The sequence below is a fragment of the Kitasatospora sp. LaBMicrA B282 genome (assembly GCF_050325825.1).
GTDB lineage: Bacteria > Actinomycetota > Actinomycetes > Streptomycetales > Streptomycetaceae > Kitasatospora.
In genome coordinates, this window is sequence record NZ_JBNQTI010000086.1 from 1 (window position 1) to 19,687 (window position 19,687).

At 74.7% G+C, this 19,687-nt stretch carries 13 protein-coding genes; 4 read left to right on the top strand and 9 right to left on the bottom strand.

Translation table 11 applies throughout. The annotated features are described in order from the left end of the window. Nucleotides 1-709 precede the first annotated feature (709 nt). The 4 genes from ACQRUO_RS22925 to ACQRUO_RS22940 all read left to right on the top strand — a co-directional run bounded on the left by ACQRUO_RS22925 (nucleotide 710) and on the right by ACQRUO_RS22940 (nucleotide 5,473). Nucleotides 710-2,158: a Cys-Gln thioester bond-forming surface protein gene (locus ACQRUO_RS22925; RefSeq protein ID WP_428317900.1), complete on the top strand. Its 1,449-nt coding sequence runs from the start codon at nucleotides 710-712 to the stop codon at nucleotides 2,156-2,158. Between the two features lie 243 nt (nucleotides 2,159-2,401). Continuing rightward, entirely contained in the window at nucleotides 2,402-4,066 is a 1,665-nt protein-coding gene (ettA, locus tag ACQRUO_RS22930) for an energy-dependent translational throttle protein EttA (RefSeq protein ID WP_428317901.1), read from the top strand. Between the two features lie 158 nt (nucleotides 4,067-4,224). Next, complete coding sequence (locus ACQRUO_RS22935; RefSeq protein ID WP_428317902.1) at nucleotides 4,225-4,719, top strand: acyl-CoA thioesterase; 495 nt, start codon at nucleotides 4,225-4,227, stop codon at nucleotides 4,717-4,719. Nucleotides 4,720-4,753: 34 nt separating this feature from the next. Continuing rightward, nucleotides 4,754-5,473: a hypothetical protein gene (locus ACQRUO_RS22940; RefSeq protein WP_428317924.1), complete on the top strand. Its 720-nt coding sequence runs from the start codon at nucleotides 4,754-4,756 to the stop codon at nucleotides 5,471-5,473. Between the two features lie 37 nt (nucleotides 5,474-5,510). Here the strand turns inward: ACQRUO_RS22940 and ACQRUO_RS22945 are convergent, their stop codons facing one another. The 9 genes from ACQRUO_RS22945 to ACQRUO_RS22985 form a co-directional block, all read right to left on the bottom strand. Further along, nucleotides 5,511-6,560 carry an ABC transporter ATP-binding protein gene (locus tag ACQRUO_RS22945; protein WP_428317903.1) on the bottom strand — a complete coding sequence of 350 codons (1,050 nt, stop codon included), beginning with the start codon at nucleotides 6,558-6,560 and terminating at the stop codon, nucleotides 5,511-5,513. Nucleotides 6,561-6,580: 20 nt separating this feature from the next. Continuing rightward, complete coding sequence (locus ACQRUO_RS22950) at nucleotides 6,581-9,646, bottom strand: hypothetical protein (protein ID WP_428317904.1); 3,066 nt, start codon at nucleotides 9,644-9,646, stop codon at nucleotides 6,581-6,583. Continuing rightward, on the bottom strand, nucleotides 9,643-13,032 hold the full coding sequence (locus ACQRUO_RS22955) for an FtsX-like permease family protein (RefSeq protein ID WP_428317905.1): 3,390 nt from the start codon (nucleotides 13,030-13,032) through the stop codon (nucleotides 9,643-9,645). Before ACQRUO_RS22955 ends, ACQRUO_RS22950 begins: the two co-directional genes overlap by 4 nt. Nucleotides 13,033-13,197: 165 nt before the next feature. Then, a complete protein-coding gene (locus tag ACQRUO_RS22960; protein ID WP_428317906.1) occupies nucleotides 13,198-13,599 on the bottom strand; it encodes a globin in 402 nt (133 codons plus the stop codon). An 85-nt stretch (nucleotides 13,600-13,684) separates the two neighbouring features. Further along, nucleotides 13,685-14,902 carry an ABC transporter permease gene (locus ACQRUO_RS22965; protein ID WP_428317907.1) on the bottom strand — a complete coding sequence of 406 codons (1,218 nt, stop codon included), beginning with the start codon at nucleotides 14,900-14,902 and terminating at the stop codon, nucleotides 13,685-13,687. Beyond that, nucleotides 14,899-15,816, bottom strand: coding sequence for an ABC transporter ATP-binding protein (locus ACQRUO_RS22970; RefSeq protein ID WP_428317908.1), 918 nt, complete (start codon nucleotides 15,814-15,816; stop codon nucleotides 14,899-14,901). The genes ACQRUO_RS22965 and ACQRUO_RS22970 overlap by 4 nt, the downstream gene beginning before the upstream one ends. 131 nt (nucleotides 15,817-15,947) lie before the next feature. Next, a complete protein-coding gene (locus tag ACQRUO_RS22975; RefSeq protein ID WP_428317909.1) occupies nucleotides 15,948-16,940 on the bottom strand; it encodes an FHA domain-containing protein in 993 nt (330 codons plus the stop codon). Nucleotides 16,941-17,072: 132 nt separating this feature from the next. Beyond that, nucleotides 17,073-18,434, bottom strand: coding sequence for a VWA domain-containing protein (locus tag ACQRUO_RS22980; protein ID WP_428317910.1), 1,362 nt, complete (start codon nucleotides 18,432-18,434; stop codon nucleotides 17,073-17,075). 52 nt (nucleotides 18,435-18,486) lie between these two features. Then, nucleotides 18,487-19,686, bottom strand: coding sequence for a PP2C family protein-serine/threonine phosphatase (locus ACQRUO_RS22985; RefSeq protein ID WP_428317911.1), 1,200 nt, complete (start codon nucleotides 19,684-19,686; stop codon nucleotides 18,487-18,489). Nucleotide 19,687: the final 1 nt, after the last annotated feature.

Below are 19,687 nucleotides of genomic sequence, written 5' to 3' on the forward strand. Positions count from 1 at the left end.
CCCGGGCGGGCCGCGCGGCGGGGGCGGCGAGGGCGGGCCGGGCGGCGCGCGGCGGGAGCGGCGTGGGTGCGGTGGGGGAGCCAGCGGGGGAGATGGTGGGGGAGGTGGTCGCCACGCCGGCCTGACGGACCGTGGGGAATGCGGGGTGGTTGCGGATGGTTCGCCGCCTTATATCCCTCTCGACCGCTTCGCGCGCCTCTGGGTCCTCCTGACGCCCCCTCGGCCGGTGGGTCCAGGTCGGGGGGGCTGGGCGACCCGCCGGCCCCCGGGGCTGGTCGCCCGGCCCGCACGGCTGATCCGCTTACGTACGATCGGAGGGTGTTCGAAAACGTGCCGGAGGGTAGTCGGTTTGCCACATACTGGTCGCCTTGTTGAGCGTTGATTGAGCTTTCGATGACACTTCCGGGCGGCCGACGTGCAATCAGGCCGATCGGCAGGTCACCGAGTCGATAAAGTGACGAAAATCTGGCGATCCGTCAGCTGGGTGCGGAAGCAACCGGCTTGATAACAATTCTGATACGGAAGTCGCATCTTCAGTCGTGGAGGTTTGCGGGCCGAAGGTTCTCAATAAGATGCGTCTGGTTCAGACAAGTGCGGCCGGCGCCACAAGCGCGGCAATGCGCGGCGGGCCGTCAAGGGCGCGGCCCTGCCCGGAGGGGTCTACATGTTCCAGATGCATCGGCGGGGAATCTCCCGCATAGCTGCTGTCATGCTCGCATCGAGCGTGGTGGTCGGCGGCGGGTTCGTCACGGCGGGCGCTGCGGTCGCCGACGGTGGCGACGGCGGCTCGGGTGGCACGGGGGCCACCGCGACGCTCCAGGACCACATGAAGTTCAGTGGCCAGATCACGATCAACGACAGTGACTGGAACGTCGGCGGCGGCCTGATCGTGCTGAAGGCGTCGGATGGCACCGAGTTCGACACCTACTGCATCGACCTCAGCATGGAGACCCAGCCGCACGCCAAGTACCAGGAGACCGCCTGGTCGGGCACCTCGCTGGCGACCAACCCCGACGCGGGCAAGATCAACTGGATCCTGCAGAACTCCTACCCGCAGGTCACCGACCTGGGCAAGCTGGCCCAGGAGGTCGGCGCCGGCACCCTGAGCCCGGACGAGGCCGCCGCCGGCACCCAGGCCGCGATCTGGCACTTCTCCGACCACGTCAAGGCGGTCCCGGTCGACCAGGGCGCGGCGAGCCTGGCCAGCTACCTGATCGACCACGCGACCGACGTCAAGGAGCCGGCGCCGTCGCTGACCCTGACCCCGCCGTCGGTCTCCGGCAAGAGCGGCGCGCTGCTCGGCCCGATCGCGATCGGCAGCACCGGTGACTCGGTCTCGGCCTCGCTCGACTCGACCTCCAGCGCGGCCGGCGTGGTGCTCACGGACAAGAGCGGCAACGTCCTGTCCGACTCCAGCGGCAAGCTGACCAAGCCGGCCAAGAACGGCGACGAGCTCTTCGTCAAGGCGCCGGCCGGTGCCAACGCGGGCAAGGCCACCATCACCGCCTCGACCTCGGCCCAGGTCCAGGTCGGCCGGGCGTTCACCAGCCTCGGCTACACGCCGGAGAACCACAGCCAGACCCTGATCCTGGCCGGCACCCAGGCCGACACGGTCTCCGCCACCGCCGGTGCGAGCTGGGCCCCGGCCGGCCCGCTGCCCGCCGTCACCGAGGCGGTCGTCTGCTCCAAGAACGGTGTCGTGGTCACCGTCACCAACAACGGTGACCAGAGCTACACCCTCAACCTGACCAACGAGGGCAAGGCCATCGCCCCGGTCCAGGTCGCCCCGGGTGCCACCCAGACCGTGACGGTCCCGGTGGCCCAGAAGCAGGCCTACGACATCAAGGTGGCCGGCCTGACCGGCCCCGGCTCGGAGTTCTCGGGCATCCTCGACTGCGCGGTCGCCACCCCGACCCCGAAGCCGAGCACCGGCACCTCGGCCAGCCCGACCCCCGCGTCGAGCTCCTCGCCGACCACCCCCGCCGCGGGCGGTGTCCCGAGCGCCTCGGCCAGCCCGACCGGCAAGAGCCTGGCGTTCACCGGTGGCGGTAGCAACTCCGGCCTGATCGCCGGTCTCGCCGCCGGCCTGGTGCTGCTGGGTGGTGGCGCGGTGTTCATGATGCGCCGCCGCGGTCGCCACAGCCGCACCGCTGCCTGACCAAGCGGTTCGCACCCCTCGGCGTAGCCGGCCCTGAGCCGGCTGCGCCGAGGGCGGCACGAACAGTGGCCCGGTCCCGGGGGACCGGGCCACTGGCGTTCCCGGGCGCCGCCCCCGGCCCGTCCCGGCCACCCCGCGCACCCCCGTGCTCGGGAAACCGGGTTCGGACTGGCACTCCCCGTGCGGCACAATGGAACGCTGACAGCCTGAAACAACTCCTCGACGACGCCGGAGCGATCTCACGTGGCGGAATACATCTACACGATGCGCAAGGTGCGCAAGGCCCACGGCGACAAGGTCATCCTTGACGACGTGACGCTCAGCTTCCTTCCCGGGGCGAAGATCGGCGTCGTCGGCCCCAACGGTGCCGGTAAGTCCACGGTGCTGAAGATGATGGCCGGCCTGGAGCAGCCCTCCAACGGCGACGCCTTCCTCTCGCCCGGCTTCACCGTCGGCATGCTCCTGCAGGAGCCGCCGCTGGACGAGTCCAAGACGGTCCTGGAGAACGTCCAGGACGGCGTCAAGGAGACCAAGGGCAAGCTCGACCGGTTCAACGAGATCGCCGAGCTGATGGCGACCGACTACTCGGACGCGCTGCTGGACGAGATGGGCAAGCTCCAGGAGGAGCTGGACCACGCCAACGCCTGGGACCTCGAGGCGCAGCTGGAGCAGGCGATGGACGCCCTCGGCTGCCCGCCCGGCGACTGGCCGGTCACCAGCCTCTCCGGTGGTGAGCGCCGTCGCGTCGCGCTCTGCAAGCTGCTGCTCGAGGCCCCCGACCTGCTGCTGCTCGACGAGCCCACCAACCACCTGGACGCCGAGTCGGTGAACTGGCTGGAGCAGCACCTGGCCAAGTACGCGGGCACCGTCGTCGCCGTCACCCACGACCGGTACTTCCTGGACCACGTCGCCCAGTGGATCCTGGAGCTCGACCGCGGTCGCGCCTACCCGTACGAGGGCAACTACTCCACCTACCTCGAGACCAAGCAGTCCCGTCTCAAGGTCGAGGGCCAGAAGGACGCCAAGCGCGCCAAGCGGCTCAAGGAAGAGCTGGAGTGGGTCCGCTCCAACGCCAAGGGCCGGCAGGCCAAGTCCAAGGCGCGTCTGGCCCGCTACGAGGAGATGGCCGCCGAGGCCGACAAGATGCGGAAGCTGGACTTCGAGGAGATCCAGATCCCGCCGGGCCCGCGCCTGGGCAGCGTCGTCGTCGAGGTCGAGGACCTCAACAAGGCCTTCGGCGAGAAGGTCCTGATCGACGGCCTCAGCTTCACCCTGCCGCGCAACGGCATCGTCGGCGTGATCGGCCCCAACGGCGCCGGCAAGACCACCCTGTTCAAGATGCTGCAGGGCCTGGAGACCCCGGACTCCGGCAACGTCAAGGTCGGCGAGACCGTCAAGATCAGCTACGTCGACCAGGGCCGGTCCAACATCGACCCGAAGAAGACCCTGTGGGAGGTCGTCTCCGACGGCCTCGACTGGATCAACGTCGGCCAGGTCGAGATGCCCTCCCGCGCCTACGTCTCCGCGTTCGGCTTCAAGGGCCCGGACCAGCAGAAGCCGGCCGGCGTGCTCTCCGGTGGTGAGCGCAACCGCCTGAACCTGGCGCTCACCCTCAAGCAGGGCGGCAACCTGCTGCTGCTCGACGAGCCGACCAACGACCTCGACGTCGAGACCCTCTCCTCGCTGGAGAACGCGCTGCTGGAGTTCCCGGGCTGCGCCGTGGTCATCTCGCACGACCGCTGGTTCCTGGACCGAGTGGCCACCCACATCCTCGCCTACGAGGGCGAGAGCAAGTGGTTCTGGTTCGAGGGCAACTTCGAGTCCTACGAGAAGAACAAGATCGACCGCCTGGGTGCCGATGCGGCCCGTCCGCACCGCGCCACCTACAAGAAGCTGACCCGCGGCTGACCGTCGGTCAGCATGCGCACCAGCGGCCCGGTCAGGCCCCCGCGTGGGGTCCGGCCGGGCCGATCGGCTGACTGCCGACCCCTGCCCCGCCACCCTGCCGGCGGGGCCGCCGACACCCTCGCGTGCCGGCTGAGAGACCGGAAGAAGGAGAGACGTTCGTGGCGCGCCACATCTACGCCTGCCCGCTGCGGTGGTCCGACATGGACGCCTTCGGCCACGTGAACAACGCGATCTTCCTGCGCTACCTGGAGGAGGCCCGGATCGACTTCATGTTCCGGCAGGCCACCGCGGCCGGCGTCGGGGAGTTCGCGGGCGGTTCGGTGGTGGCCCGGCACGAGATCGACTACAAGCTGCCGCTGGTGCACCGCCCCGAGCCGGTGACCGTCGAGACCTGGGTGACCCGGATCGGTGCCGCCTCGCTCACCGTCAGCTACGAGGTCAAGGACGTCGCGGAGGACGGCACCGAGACGGTCTACGTCCGGGCCTCCACCGTCGTGGTGCCCTACGACCTGGAGAACGGCCGCCCGCGCCGGATCAGCCCGGTGGAGCGGAAGTACCTGACCGTGTTCATGGACGCCCCGCAGGACGCTCCGGCCGAGGACCCCACGAGCGGTGGCGGCGCCCGGGGTGACAAGGTGGTGGCGGCGGCCTGATCCGGCCGCGGCCCGGCGTGAGAAGGTGAGCACCATCGTGATCAGTACCGCGCGGTTCGTCCTCGCCGATCCCCGCGAGGCGGCGGACCTCGGCGCGTTCCTGGCCCGGCTGCTGCGCTTCGACCGCGCGGCGGCGGTCCGGCTGCAGACCGTGCCGGGCGGCACGGCGGCCGGCGACGCGGCGGATGAGCCGGCCGGCGGCGTGCTGGCCGTCTACGGTCGGCTGCCGCTGGGCAGCAGCGGGGTGCTCGCCCTGCGCACCGCCCGGCTGGCCGTCGGCGAGCCGACCGACCTCACCCTCTCCGCGGGCCAGCTGCTGGAGGGCCTGGACCAGGAGCACGGCGCGCTCGCCGTGCCGCCGCCGGTCACCGGGCCGGCCTGGGCCGGCCTGCTGCCGCCGCGTTCCGGCTGGCGGCCGCTGGGCACCGTCGGCGCCGACCAGGTGCTGCCGCAACTGTTCTCCGCGGTGGCCGAGTTCAAGCAGCGCACGGCCGAGGTGCCGGAGCACCACCGGACCCGAGCGGTGCTGGACCGGCTGGCCGACGAGATCTGGTCCCGCCCGCTCACCGCCTTCCCCGCGCTGCCGCTGCGGGCCGCGCACGCCGCCTACCGGATCGGCTTCCTGCACCCGGGCGCGCCGCTCTCCGCGCACCGCGCGGGCGGCTGGCTGCGGCTGACCGCCCCCAACGGCACCGTGGTCCTGCGCGGCGAGGCCGCCCCTGGCGCCGGCCTCGGGCTCACCCCGTTGGGCTGAGCGGGAGCGGGGCGAGCCCGAGCCGGGCCCGCCCCGGTCAGCCGGCCGCCGGCTCCGCAGGCGCGTCGGCGCGGTCGTCCAAGCGGTCGTCCAGGCGGTCGCCCGCGCGGTCGTCCGGGCGGAGCGCGATGTGGTCGGAGGCCAGGTCCACCGCGACCCGGTGCTCCATCCCCAGGGCGGTCAGGAACTCGCGCGGCAGCTGGACCCGCCCGGACCGGTCCAGCATCACGTACTCCCGCTCGCTGACGGTCCGCTGCCCGTGCTCGTCGGTGTCGGTCCGGCGCAGCACCTCGGTGCTGGTCCGCCCGTCCCGGATCGCCACCGTGCGCCGCACCTCGCCGGCCACCATCGGGTCGTGGGTCACGATCACCACGGTGGCGCCCAGGTCGCGGTTGACGGTGCGGAAGGCCTCGAAGATCCCGGCGGCGGTCTCCGAGTCCAGCTCCCCGGTGGGTTCGTCGGCCAGCACCACGGACGGGTCGTTGGCCATCGCGACGGCGATCGCCACCCGCTGCTGCTCGCCGCCGGAGAGCTGCGCGGGGCGCCGGTCGGCCAGCTGGGCGATGCCGAGGGTGCCGAGCAGCTCGCGCACCCGGGCGGCCCGGCGGCCGGCCCGGCCCGCCGACCAGCGCTCGCCGTTCAGCTGCATCGGCAGCGCGACGTTCTGCGCGGCGGTCAGGAAGGGCAGCAGGTTGCGCGCGGTCTGCTGCCAGACGAAGCCCACCACCGCGCGGCGGTAGTGCAGCCGCTCCTTGGCGGTCATGGTCAGCAGGTCGTGGCCGCCGACGCTGGCCGAGCCGGCCGACGGCACGTCCAGTCCGGCCAGGATGTTGAGCAGCGTGGACTTGCCGCTGCCGGAGGCCCCGACCAGCGCGACCAGGTCGCCCCGGTCGACCAGCAGGTCCAGCCCCTGGAGCGCCTGCACCTCGACCCGGTCGGCGGTGAAGATCCGCACCAGCCGGTCGCAGGAGATCACCGAGCCGTGGCCGTAGTCGACCGCCTCGCGGGCCGCCCGGGCCCGCCGCTTCAGCTCCGCGAAGTCGACCTCCGCGGTGCCCTCCGCCGTGCCCTCCGCGGTGCCCGCCACGCCAACCTCCCCCGGACCGTTCACCGTTGGTCACCCGCTCTCAGTTCGGTGTTGATCTGCCGCCGCCCGGCGACGGCCGCTTCCACGGTCACCACGACGACGGCGACCGCCGTCAGCAGCAGCGCCACGCCGAGCACCGCCCCGATCGCCACCCGCAGTCCGCCGGGCAGCGGCCCCGCACCGGGCAGCGCGTCCATGCCGACCATGGCCGACAGGTCGACCGAGGTCCCGAGCAGCGGCGCGGTCAGCCAGGCCAGACCGGCGCCGGCCGCCGCGGCCAGCAGCACGGGTGGCAGCGACTCGATCAGGACCAGCGCCAGGCCCTGCCCGGGGCGCAGGCCCATGGTGCGCAACCGGGCCAGCAGCGCGGCCCGTTCCGGCCCGGCCCGGAGCAGGGCGAGCAGCAGCGCCAGCCCGCTGTACCCGGCGGCGGCGACCACGGCGGTCCAGAAGAGCCGGGTGGTGCCGTGCTGCAGCGGGTTGTCGCCGATCCGGGCGGTCAGCTCGGCACCGGTCGCCACCGTGAACCGGGTGGCGAGTTGCAGCGCGGCGCCGGGCCCGGTCAGCTGGGTCTGCCGCCCGAGCAGGCCGAGCAGGTCGGCGCTGCGGATCCCGCCGCCGATCGCGTACCAGGCGGTGGGCGCGGCCACCAGCGGTCCGGCGGCCGGCACCTGGCGGACCAGCGCGGCGCCCGAGACGACCACCACCGTCCGCTCCCCGTAGGCCGGCACGGCCGGGGTGGTCCCGAAGCTCGCGGCCGGCCGGAAGGTCAGGTTGCCGAAGCCGGCGGGCAGTTGGACCTGGTCGTCGCCGCCACCGCTCAGCGTCTGCACAGAGTTGCCGCTGATCAGCGCCGGCACCGCGCCCGCCCCGCCGGCGGCTCCCCCGTCCCCGCCCAGCACCGCCGGGTCGAAGGTGGTGTCGCCGGTCCGCCCGGCCAGCGCCGCGTAGCTCGTCGGATCGACGATCACCAGCACGCCGGCCACGCTGGCCCCGGTCGCGGTCTCGAAGGTGGCCAGCGGGTCCACCACCACCGGCACCCCGGCCCGCACCCCCGGCAACCGGGCGGCGGCCGCGGCGAACCCGTCGGGCAGCGTGCCCTGGTCCGCCGAGGCCAGCACCTCGGCGTCGCCGCCGATGCTCTGCCGGGCCGCGTCCTGCCGGTCGGCGTCGGCGGTGCCCAGCACGGTGACGCCCAGGCCGCCCGTGGCGACCGCGAGCAGCAGGGCCAGCAGCGGCAGCAGGGTGGGTGGCCGGCGGGTCCGGTCGGCACCGCCCGCCCGTCCGGTGCCGCGGGTGGCCCGGGCCAGTCCCAGGAAGCCGAGCGCCCCTGGCCGGCGGGCCGCCCAGCGGACCCAGGGCGCGAGCAGCAGCGGGCGCAGCCTGGCCAGCAGCACCGCGCCGGCCACCGCGAGCAGCACGGGCGCGGCGCTCAGCAGCAGGTCGACCGAGCTGCCCGGTGCGGCCACGCCGCGCCGGCGCACCGCGAGCACCGCGGCGGCGGCCAGCACCAGGGCCAGTGCCTCGGCGACCAGCCGTCCGGTCCCGCCCAGCCGGTCGACCCGGCGGGTGCGCCGGGCGGCGTTCGCGGCCGGGCGGCGGCGCCGGTGGCCCAGGCCGCCCGCGCGTAGCACCGCGACCGCCCAGAGCGGCAGCGCCAGCAGCGCCAGCAGCCCGGTCAGCCCGCCGAGCAGCAGCGCGGTGGTCCAGCGCGGGGCCGGCAGCAGCAGGGCCAGTCCGGTGCCGAGCGCGGTGGCCGGCAGCACCGCGACCGCGGTCTCGGCCAGCAGCCGCCCGCCGATCCCGGGCAGCGAGCCGCCGCGGGCCCGCAGCAGCACCAGTTCGGCCTGGCGCCGGTCCACCGCCAGTCCGGCGGCCAGCAGCAGCACCACCAGGGCGACCGTCCCGGCCCCCAGCGGGCCGACCGCGGAGAGCGGGGCGGCGGCCGTGCGCTGCTGCTGGACCTCGGCCAGCAGGGTCGGCAGCGCCGAGTCGAGCCGCAGGCCGGGCAGGCCGGCCGCCGCGGGCAGCTGCGCGGCCCGCGGCCCGTCGAGGACCGAGGCGAGCAGCCGCTGGGCGGCGCCGATCTGGTAGGCGTGCAGGTGGTGCGGGTCGATCGGGAGCTGCCAGAACAGCTCGTCGAGGCCCCAGTTGGAGAGCGCCGGCTGCTCGCCCGACCCGACCAGGGCGTCCACCTGCCAGTACGGCACGGGCGGCTCGCCGGTGAACTCCTCGCAGGGGCCGGTCACGCACGGCGTGGCGGACCAGGCGGCGGCCGCCGGGTCGTCCGCGGTGAAGACGCCCACCACGACCGCCTCGGCGCCCTCGCCGCGGTGGCCGGTCGGCGGCCCGGCGGTGCCGGGGACCTGCACCAGGCCGGTGTGCAGCACCGAGCCGACGCCCACGTGCAGCAGCTCGGCGGTGGGTTCGGCCAGCGCCACCTCGAAGGTGTCGGGGCCGACGAAGCCCGGGTCCGGTGCCGCGCCGGGCGGCGGCAGCCCGGGACCGCTGACGCCGGCGGGCGGGACGTGCGCGCTCTGCGGCAGGCGCCCGGCGACCAGGTGGATCCGGGAGTCCTGGCCGGCCAGGTCGATCAGGTTCATCGCCGGCAGGGCGCCGCCGGGCATCGGCAGGCCGGGGTCGGTGAGGAAGCGGGGGTGGGTGGTCCGGGTGCCGTAGGCGTTGTCGGCCGGGGCGGCGGCCAGCGGCGGGCCGAGCTCGGCCTCGACGGTCGCCGCCACCCGCTCGGAGTCGGCGGTGCCGTAGCTGGTCAGCGGGGGATCGGACGGGGTCCGGCCCACCCGGACCGCGGGGACCGACGCCGTCAGGCTGCGGGCCTGCGGGGTCGCCGAGGTGAGCAGCTCGGTGGTTGCCCGGTCCGCGTCCCGGTCGAGCGTGCGGGGCAGGGCGGCGGCCAGGAAGGCGGTGCCGCAGACCAGGACGGCGAGCAGCAGCGCGCCCGCGCGCCCGGCCCGCAGCCGGGTGCGCAGCCAGGAGCCGACCGCGGGTCCGCTGGCGGTCGCGGGTTCGGCTGCGGGGCCGGGGGGCCGGCTGCCGTCGGCGGACGGTGCCTGGTGGTCGCTCACATCTCCTCCGAGTGGCGCAGCCGGGCGGTGGTCTCGGCGGCGCGCGGGCGGCGCAGCATCCGGTGGGCGGTCACCAGGGCGGGCAGCGCGGCGGTCGCGGCCAGCAGCCCCAGCGCCTGCCAGAGCGGCAGCTCCACCAGGACGGGCGGCACCGGCCGGTGCGCGGTCGCGGTGAGCACCGTGTCCGGGACCACGAGGTGCACCAGGACGGTGCCGAGCAGCGTGCCGAGGCCGAGCCCGAACCCGATCAGCAGGGCCTGTTCGGCGGCGGTGGTCCGGGCCAGTTGCCGGTGCGGCGTGCCGATCGCGCGCAGCACGGCGAACTCGCCGGCCCGCTCGGCGGCGGCGCCCACGGCGGCGGCCACGAAGCCGATCGCGGCGAGCGCGACGGCGGTGGCGGTGAGCGCGAGCAGCGCGCTCTGCGCGGCGGTGGCCAGCGGGTCGCTGCGCAGCGTGGCCAGCACCGCGGTGTTCAGCTGGAACTGTGCCGGCAGCGTGCCCCGTTGCAGCGCGGCGGCGGCCTGCGCCGGTACCGGGTCGCCGGGGCCGGTGGCTGGCAGCCACCACTCGGTCGGGTCGAGCGGTGCGCCGCCGGCGGCGGTCAGCGCCCGGTTGACGGTGTCCAGGTCGACCAGGACGGCGGCGGTCGGGCCGCCGCCGTCGTCGCCGGTGGTGGGCAGGGCGGGCAGCACGCCGGTGACGGTGAGGTCGATCCGGCCGGTGCCGAGCTGCACGGACACCTGCTGGCCGACCGCGGACCCGGTCGCGGAGAGGAAGTCGGAGCTGGCGAGCGCGGGCACGGTGGCCGGTGCGGTGCCGCTGCCGGTGGGGGTCAGCCGGACACCGACGAAGCCGACCATCTTGCCGATCCGGAGCAGGTCACCGCCGGTCGGCGGGTCGAGCCGGAAGGTCTTGGCGGTGAGGGCGTTCTTGCTGGTGGTGGCGGCGTCCCAGCCGGGCCCGGCGGCGGTCGGAGCGGCGGTCGACGGAGCGGTGGCGGCCAGGGCGGTGGCGTGGCCGGCGGCGTCCACCGAGCTGATCCGGTGCACGGTCAGCGCGACCGCACCGCCGAACGTGGAGCTGGTGTCCGAGCTGACGTCGATCGCGGTGAGGGTCAGCGGGTAGGCGGCCCGGCCGGCCGGAGTACCGAGCGCGGCGCCGAGGTCGATGCGCAGGCTCCCGTCGCCCTGGGCGGGCAGCGTGGGGCTGGTCACGGTGAAGGCCACCCCGAGCCGGTCGTGCAGCTCCAGGGTCACCGAGGGGCCGTCGGGCGAGGCCACCATGCCCGGCGGCGGTGCGCCGGGGAGGGGGAAGGGGCTCTGCGCCGGTGCCTCGGTGGCGACCGTGACGTCCAGTTGCAGCGCGGTCGGCTGCCCGGGCAGCACCAGCGGCGCCGCGCCGGTGGGCGCGGGGGCGGCGAGCGGGGCGAGCAGCGCGGCGGGGGAGTGCCCGCGGGTGAGGTCGGCCCGCCCGCCCAGCTCGGTGGCTGCGGACCTGCCGTCCAGGGCGAGCAGTTGGGCCGTCCGCCCGGAGTTCAGCGGCAGCGGCTGGCGGGAGACGGGCAGGAACCGGGTGCCGCCGGGTGCCGTCGTCAGCAGCCCGCTCTGGCCGGGCGCCGGCACCGGCAGCCCGGTGACCCGCAGCCCGCCCGCGGTGCCGTACTCGGCCTGGTCGTGCTGGGAGGTGTTCAGCGAGGCGGCCTGGCCGAGCGCGAGCAGGCCCATCGAGACCGCGAAGACCAGCAGCAGCACCGGACCGGCGGTGTGCCGGGGGCGGCGGGCGAGCTGCCAGCCGGCCAGTGCGGCCGACAGGCCGCGGCCGCCGCGGATCCAGCGCTCGGCGAGCCGGGCGGCCGGCGGCAGCAGCCGGATCGCCAGCGCGGTCCCGGCGCAGAGCGCGAGCGCGGGGGCGGCGGCCAGCAGCGGGTCCAGGCCGAGCCGGCCGCTCGCGTCGGCGGTCAGCGCGCCGCCTCCGGGAGCCGGCGTGCCGTCGGCGCCCGGGTGGCCGGATCCGCTGCCGTAGTGCGCGAGTTGGAGGTACCCGAGGACCGCCAGCGCGAGCAGCGCGAGGTCGGCGCCGGAGCGGGCCGGCCGGGAGCCGAAGCCCACCCGCCCGACCCGCCCGCGCAGCGCCGAGCCGGCGGCCCGTGCCGCGGTGGGCAGCAGCACCACCAGCACCGCGCCGGCCGCCACCGCGAGCGCGATCGGCCAGCAGGCCGCCGGGATGCCGCCGCCCAGCCGCACCCCGGCCCGGGTGAGCGGCCCGGTCCGGTCGATCAGCCGGACCAGCAGCGGGGTGAGCGGCGGTGCCAGCAGCGCCGCGGGCAGCGCGAGCAGCGCCGCCTCCAGCGCGGTGAGTCCGGCCACCCGCTGCCAGGTGGCGCCGCGCGCGGTGAGCAGGGCGTCCTCGGCGGCCTGGCGGGCCGTCAGCAGCCGGGTGACCAGGAGCAGCGCGCCGACCGCCAGCACCACCAGCTGCACGGCGCCGATCACCAGGGTGGAGCGGGCCGCCAGCAGGTCGTTGTGCAGGGTGGTGAGGGTGGCGGGGAGCGGGCTGGTGGCGGTGAAGCCGGTGCCGGTCCGGAAGTCGGCGAGCAGACCGGGCAGCCGGGCGCCGAGCGCGTCCAGGCTGCTCGCGTGCACCCGGGAGAAGTCCGCGGTGACCACCCAGTCGAGGCCCTGCTGGGGGAGCCGGCCGCTGCTGAAGGCGGCGTCCGGGGTGAGCAGCGGGCCGTAGGTGGTGTAGCCGCCGAGCCGGATGCCGCGACCGCCGAGCGGGTCGATCTGCCAGTACGGGTCGGTCGGGTCGGCGGGCTGGTAGACGCCGGTGACCAGCACGTCCAGCGGTGCGTCGGTGGACCGGTCGACCAGGTGCAGCGCGGCCGGCAGTCGGCCCCCGGTCAGCCCGAGCCGGGTGGCCGCCAGCGCCGGCACGGCTACCTCGACCGGGGCGCCGGCGGCGGTGGGCTGCGGGGCCCGGCCGACGCTCAGGGTGACCCGGGCGGGGTCGAGCGAGGCGAGCACGGTCAGGTCCGGCTCCTGCTGCTGCGCCCCGCCGCCGCCGGCGGCCGGCCCGGGCAGGGCGTAGGAGTGGCTGACGGCGGCCTCGTGGACGGTCTCCGGCAGCGGCCCGAAGGCCCGGCCGGCCAGCTCCCGGACCGCCTGTTCGGCCTGGGGCCGGGCGGTCACGTCGGTGCTGTCGGCGTTGACCAGGACGAACGCGCTGCCCCGGTCCTGGCCGCCCAGCGCCCGGCGGACCCCGGCGTCGCCGACGCCCGCCTCGAAGGTGTTCAGTGCGCAGAGCACGGCCGCGGTGAGCAACACGGTGAGTGCGGCTGCGGTGGCCAGCAGTGACCGGCTGCGCAATCTTCGCAGGACGAAGAGCATGGACGTGGTGCCTCCCCCGATACCCCCGACCAAACGTCCGAATAACGGGGGATCGTGGCACAGGAAGGGGACGCGGGGGAAGGGCCGGGTACGGAGTGGCCGCTGTTGATATGAAGACGGTACGAAGATCCGGGGTGCCCGGTGGTCAGGCCACGGCCGGCGCGGTCAGGCCGAGTTGATCATCGAGGCGGCCGCGTAGGTCAGGTAGTCCCACAGCTGCGCCTCGGCCTCCGGGGCCAGCGCCAACTCGTCCACGGCAGTGCGCATGTGCCGCAGCCAGGCGTCGTGCGCGGCCTGGTCGACCTTGAACGGGACGTGCCGCATCCGCAGCCGCGGGTGGCCGCGCTGCTCGCTGTAGGTGCGCGGGCCGCCCCAGTACTGCATCAGGAACAGTGCCAGCCGCTCCTCGGCGTCGGCCAGGTCCCCCTCCGGGTACATCGGCCGCAGCACCTCGTCCTGCGCCACCCCCTGGTAGAAGTGGTGCACCAGCAGGCGGAAGGTGGCCTCGCCGCCGACCGCCTGGTAGAAGCTCTCCTCGCGAGTCCCGTCCCGCCCGATCTCAGTCACCTGACCATCGTCGCAGACCGCCGCCCGGGCCGGGAACCGGGATGATCGTCCTAGGTCTCCGGCCCGGGGGTGGGTGCTCGGGTGGTTACGCCTCTTCCCAGTCGAAGAGCCGCCAGGCGATCAGGCTGAGCACCGCGGCGAACGCCAGCAGCCCGCCCATCTGCGGCAGCACGTCGGTCAGGCCGCCGCCGCGGCTGAGCACGGTCTGCGCGGAGGTGACCAGGTAGTGCAGCGGGAAGACCTTGGAGAGCTGCTGCAGCCAGTGCGGGGAGCCGTCCAGCGGGAAGAAGGCCCCGGACAGGAAGGACATCGGCAGCACGATCACCTGGTTGATGCCGTTGGCGGCCTCCTCGGTCTTCGCGATCGCGCCGGTGACCAGGCCGATCGACATGAAGGCCAGGGTGGCGCAGAGCACCAGCGGGATCACCAGCGGCCAGTTGCCGGTCAGCTTGAGGCCGAAGGCCGGGGTGGTGGCCACCACCAGGAAGATCGCGGTCTGCGCCAGCGCCACCAGGCAGGTGACCAGCACCCGGGAGGCGACGATCGACCCGACGCCGACCGGCGCCAGCCGCAGCCGGCGCAGCAGCCGCTTCTTGCGCCAGTTGACCAGGCTGAGCGAGGCGCCGAAGATCGCGCCGGTGGCGATCGCCCAGCCGAGCAGGCCGGGGGTGAGGAACTGGATCGGCTTCAGGCTCTGGTCCTCGACCTGGCCGGTGACCAGGGTGTACGCGGGGGTGGTGACGTGCGCGGCGTCCAGGTTGGCCTGCTGGACCACCGCGCTCATCAGCCCCTGCACGCCGCCGGACTTGACCGTGTCGCTCGCGCTGTATCGCACGATCACCTGGCCGTCCGGGCCCTGCTCGACCAGCGCGTCGTAGTCGCCCTTCTTCACCTTGGCGAGCGCGCTCTGCTCGTCGGTGAGGTGGGTGATGGTCATGGTCTGACCGATCTCCGCCCGGGTCTGGCCGGTGGCCGAGTCCAGCACCGCGACCGATCCGACCTGCGCCACCTTCAGGTGCGGCGAGCTGGCGCCCTTGAACAGGAAGCCGAAGAGCACCAGGAACATCAGCGGCATGGCGAGGGTGAAGAAGAGCGCCGTGCGGTCCCGGACGAAGGTCACCAGCATCACCCGGGACAGGGCGAGGAAGCCGCTGGCCCGGCCGCCGTCGGCGTCCGATGCGCGGTCGGGGCCGGTGCCGGTGCCGGTGCCGGCGCCCGGGCGTTGCCGCCGGGTGCTGCCCGCCGGGTCCTGCGCCGCGGTGTCCGGCGTGGCGCCGGCGGCCGGGGTGTGGGTGTCGGTCATGCCCGGTACTCCCGTCCGGTGAGGTGCAGGAAGACGTCCTCCAGGGTGGCCCCGCGGACCTCCAGGCCGCGCAGCGCGTTCCGCTCGGCCAGCACCGCGAGCACCGGGGCCGGCGCGGGGGTGGCGATCGACAGCAGCACCCCGTCGTCCTCCACCGCGGTGGCCTCGGCCCCGGCGGCGGACAGCAGGTCGCGCGCCGCCTCGACACCGAGCAGGCCGGACTCGACGCTGATCCGCACCGTGTCGTCCAGCTCGCGCACCAGGGCGGCGGGGGCGCCGGTGCGCAGCACCTTGCCGTGGTCCATCACCGCGACCCGGTCGCAGAGCACCTCGGCCTCGTCGAGGTAATGGGTCGTCAGCACGACCGTGCGTCCTTCGGCGTTGATGTCCCGCAGCAGGTCCCACAGGTTGCGCCGGGCCTGCGGGTCGAGGCCGGTGGTCGGCTCGTCGAGGAAGACCAGTTCGGGGTCGTGCACCAGGGCGCAGGCGATGGACAGGCGCTGGGCCTGGCCGCCGGACATCTTGTCGGTGCGGACCATGGCGGACTCGGTCAGGCCGACCCGCTCCAGCCAGGCGTCCGCCCGCCGGGCGCCGATGCCGTAGAAGGAGGCGAAGGTGCGGATGGTCTCCCGCGCCGTCAGTTTGTCGAAGAAGGCGGAGGCCTGGAACTGCACCCCGATCCGGGGCAGCAGCTTGGGGTTGCGCGGCCAGGGCTTGAGGCCCAGCAGCTCGATGTGGCCCTCGTCGGGTTCGCGGATCCCCTCGAGGATCTCCAGCGTGGTGGTCTTGCCGGCGCCGTTGGGCCCGAGCAGACCGAAGAACTCACCCGCCCCGACCGTCAACGAAACCCCGTCGACGGCCTGGACGTCCCCGTACCGCTTCCGGATCCCGGAGGCGGATATTGCTGTCGTCATGGGTCCCGACCCTAGCGGTGGGCGACGGGTCGGGACCCTGGGCGATTCCCCCGACTTTTCCCGGATATTCCACCCCTGACCGGGCGGTGGCCGGCAGGGCGGCCCTCCGGTGGGTCAGGCGTGGACGGGGGTCAGGCGCGGATCAGCGTGATCGTGGTCCAGGCGCCGATGTGGATCCGGTCGCCCTCGTTGAGCGGGATCGCGGTGTGCGGGGCGACCGGGTCGGCGCCGCCGTTCATCGTGGTGCCGTTGGTGGAGTCCTGGTCGACCAGCACCCAGCTGCCGTCGGGCTGCTCGGCCAGCAGCGCGTGCTGGTGCGAGGCGCCCGGGTCCTCGGGCGGGACCGACAGGTCGATCTCCGGCACGGTGCCCTTGTGCTGGCTGCGCCGCCCGATCCGCAGCTGGCCGCGCCCGGTGATCGGGATCCGGCGCTCGGGGCAGTACGGCGGGAAGAACAGGCCGGCCGCCTCCGGACCGCTGCGGGCCATCATCTCGGTGAAGTACTCGCGGTCGGCGGCGACCACGGCCACCCAGGTGGTGGTGCGGGGCGGCTCCGGCGCGACCTGCTGGGCCGGCGGCGGCAGGTGGAAGGAGGTCCCGTACGGGTCGTTGCCCGGTGCCGGCTGCTCGCCGTGCTGCGGGAAAGCGGGCGGCAGCGGGGACTCGCCCGGCGGCGGGTAGACCGGGGCGGCGGCGTACGGCGACTCGCCGACCGGCGGGTAGCCGTAACCGGGCTGCTGCGGCGGCTGCTGGTAGGGCTGCTGGTGCTGCGGCGGCGCCGGCGGGTAGCCGTACCCCGGCTGCTGCGGCGGCTGCTGCTGGTACGGCGACGGGGCGTGCTGCTGCGGCGAGGCGGCCAGCTCGTAGTCGTAGCCGCACTCCTCGCAGTACCGGCCGGTCTGCGGGGTCTGGCAGATCGGGCAGGTGACCAGCGCCTCGGTGGCACCGGGGAAGCCGCCCATGCCCATCGGCGGCGCGGGCGGCATCGGCGGAGCCGGCGGGAACGGTGCCGCGCCGCCGGCCGCCCCCACCGGCACCGGCCCGGAGGCCGGGTTCATCGGGAAGCCGCAGAAGTCGCACCAGTCCTCGGCTTGCGACTCGTGGCCCCTAGGGCAGATCGGCATCAAGTCCCCCAGATCTCAGCAGGTCCGGCTCGCGGTGGCACCAGGTCATGTCAGCGCACCACGATACCGATGGGTGGTGGAGCGGTGAACGTCGCGTCCGCGCCGTCCATGCCCCGTTCGACCAGCACCCACTCACTCCGGGCGCTTCTTGCCCGCCACCCGGACGGTCTTGGTCGAGCGGGTCTCCAGCGTCATCGAGTCGGCCTCGCTGACGTCCTTGCGGAACTTGACCGTGCCCTCCTTGGCGTCCACCACGTCGACGACCTTCTGGAGCAGCTTGAAGGTGCCCTCGTTGCCGGTCTGGTGGGCCAGCTTGACCGCCGCGCCGAGCTTGGCGGTGGCGGTGTCCATGTCGCCGGCCCGGTGCGCCTCCAGGCCCTCCTGGATCGCGTCGGCCAGCTCGGCCTGCCCGGTGTAGTGGGCCACCTGCGGGCTGATCTTGGTGGAGGAGGCCAGGTCATCGGTCCAGATCGCCTTGACCAGACCCTGGGAGAGCACCTCGCCGGGGCCGCCGGCCTGCGGCAGCACCAGCGAGATCCGGGCGGCCAGCATCTCGTTGCCCACCGCGGCGCTCGGCACCTCCACGCAGACGTGGTAGTCGCGGCTCTCGTCGCCCCAGGAGCCGGTCGGGTAGTCGCCGGCCCGCGGCCCGGCCTCGACCCGGCGACCGGTCAGGTCCTCCAGGTTCGGGGCGACCTGCTTGACGAACTTCACGGCCGCGTTGGCCGGCGTCCAGACCCGCAGCGCCACGTCCGCGACCTGCTTGCCCATCGCGGTCTCCATCATCGAGCGGAAGTCCTCGGCCAGGCCCGAGGGCTCCGCGACGATGTCCACCGTGCCGAGCAGCGCGGAGGAGATCCGGCGCAGCTCGGCGATCTCCCAGTCGGTCCCGACCCCGCGGCAGTCGGCGGTGAAGTGGCCGCTGACCCGGTCCAGCACCTTCTGCAGGTCCTCCGGCTTCTCGTGCTCGTTGCGGCCGTCGGTGAGCAGGATGCCGTGCCGGATGGCGAAGTCGCGGCGGGTCAGGAAGAGCTTGTCGGCCAGGGTCAGCCAGGTGCCGATCGCGGTGCCGCCGCCCGCGGTGAGCTTGCGCAGCGACTGCTTGGCGGCCTCCCGGGTGGCGGGCGAGGCGATCGCCAGGCTGCCGTCGCCGGGGTAGACCTCGCGGGCCTCGTGGGTGCCGGCGACCACCGCGAAGGCCACGCCGTCGCGGACGGTGTCGATCGCCACCGCGGTGGCGTCGCGGGCGTTGCGCATCTTGGTCGGCGGGTAGTCCATCGAACCCGAGCAGTCGACCATCAGCACCACCGCGGCGTCCTGCCCGGAGCCGGCGGCGGCGTCGCCGACCGCCAGCGGGCGCCCGCCGGTGGTGCCGCCGCCGGTGGCGGTGACCGTGACGATCGCGTTGACCTCGCGGGAGCCGTCCGCGAGGTACTCGTTCTGGAAGATGTCGGTGGTGAAGTTCGGCAGGTTGGACTTGGCGAGACTGGCCATGGCCGTGGACTCCTGAACGGGAGGGGGAACGAGAAGTGTCTGGGTGCCGCGTTCAGCGCGGCGGGAGCGGCGGCCGGGGCGGCAGCGGCGGCAACGGCGGTACCGGGGGCGCGGCCGGGGCGGCCGGCGCGGCGACGGAGGCCGGCGCCGCCTGGTGCGGATTTTGCAGCACGGGCAGGTCGAGGGCGGTCTCGGTGTAGCCGGCCGCCGGGTCCGGCAGCACCGGCAGCACCGCCACCGTGATGTTGTCGTGGCCGCCGGCGGCGACCGCGAAGGAGACCAGCGTGCGGGCGGCCCGCAGCGGGTCCTGCCGGGCGTCCGGACGGACCAGGTCGGCCAGGTCGGTGGCGGCCTCGGCGTAGTTCCACAGGCCGTCGGTGCAGATCACCAGCACCCCGGGCACGTGCGGGGTGAAGGCGACGGTGTGCGGTTCGACGTCGTCGGCGTCCGCGCCCAGCCAGCCGGTGATGGCGTGCGCCCGGGCGTCGGCGTAGGCCTCGGCCTCGGACATCAGGCCGGCCGCCACCATGCCGGAGGCCCAGGAGTCGTCCTCGGTCAGCCGGTAGGGCTCGGCACCGCGCTCGTCCGGGACCCAGTAGGCCCGGCTGTCGCCGACCCAGCCCACGGTGACCACCCCGCCGGCGGCGACCGCGCCGACGAAGGTGCAGGCCGGGGAGTTGCGCCCGACCTCCGGGCGGCCGGTGCGGCCCAGCTCGGCGACCGCCGCGGCGGCGGTCAGGATCGCCTGGCGCATCGCGGGCTCCGGGGCCACGCCGTGCTCCAGCGCGGTCAGCAGCGCCTCGCTGGCGTTGTCGGCGGCGGTCTGCGAGGCCTCGTCCGGCCGGGCGGCCGAGGAGACCCCGTCGCAGACCACCGCGACCTGGGCGCTGCGCCCGTCGGGCAGCGAGGTGGCCGCCACGGCGAAGGAGTCCTCGTTGCGGTGGTGCCGCACCCCGCGGTCGCTCACCGCGGCGACCCCGGACAGCTCGCGCTCCACGTGGTCGCGCGGGCGCGGCTGGGCCGCGCCGCAGGCCTCGCAGTAGCCGTCCGCGCTGACCTGCGGCGCGCCGCACTGCACGCAGCCGCCCGCCGGCGGACCGGCCTCGGCGGCGGGCCCGGCCGGCGTCCCGGCCGGGGCCGGCTGCTCGCCGCGGGCCTCCGCGGACGCCAGGTTGCGTCCGCAGGCTTCGCAGAAGACGTCCTGCGGGTCGAGCGCCTCGGCGCAGAACGGGCAGACCCGAGCGAACTCCATC